Origin of the sequence: Aromatoleum diolicum, assembly GCF_012910955.1 — a bacterium.
GTDB lineage: Bacteria > Pseudomonadota > Gammaproteobacteria > Burkholderiales > Rhodocyclaceae > Aromatoleum > Aromatoleum diolicum.
The window spans coordinates 1-395 of record NZ_WTVQ01000134.1 but is presented as its reverse complement, the minus strand read 5'-3'; the positions used below and the strand labels follow the sequence as shown (position 1 = coordinate 395).

Below are 395 nucleotides of genomic sequence, written 5' to 3'. Positions count from 1 at the left end.
CCGTTTCAGCACTCCCAAATGTTCGGCAACTAATTGCGGGGAAAACTGACTTTCCATCATGATTGGGTCGTAACCTTGTTCATAGAACGCTGGCAGCATGGTTTGAACGGCGAGATTTTCTGACAACGAATCCAGACGGGTAACAATGATGGCGACCACTTTATCGCTTTGCCCACGCATAGCGCGCGCAGAGCGGGAAGGGGAAATCCATGCTGATTCATCACTGCTTCAACACGCTCGCGGGTGAGCTGGCTCACGCCGCTTTCGTTATTCAGCACCCGGGAAACTGTAGATTTCCCCACGCCGCTTAAGCGCGCGATATCTTTGATGGTCAGCCGATTTTGCATCCTGTTGTCCTGTAACGTGTTGTTTAATTATTTGAGCCTAACGTTACC

At 50.6% G+C, this 395-nt stretch carries 1 protein-coding gene; it reads right to left on the bottom strand.

Annotated features, from left to right (window positions below; genetic code table 11):
- Window positions 1–56: 56 nt before the first annotated feature.
- On the bottom strand, window positions 57–347 hold the full coding sequence (locus tag GPA25_RS24420) for a LacI family DNA-binding transcriptional regulator (RefSeq protein WP_425486422.1): 291 nt from the start codon (window positions 345–347) through the stop codon (window positions 57–59).
- Window positions 348–395: the final 48 nt, after the last annotated feature.

What these genes read in the sequence shown, in the direction of transcription:
- GPA25_RS24420 (WP_425486422.1), bottom strand. Translation starts at nt 347, where the DNA reads ATGCAAAATCGGCTGACCATCAAAGATATCGCGCGCTTAAGCGGCGTG.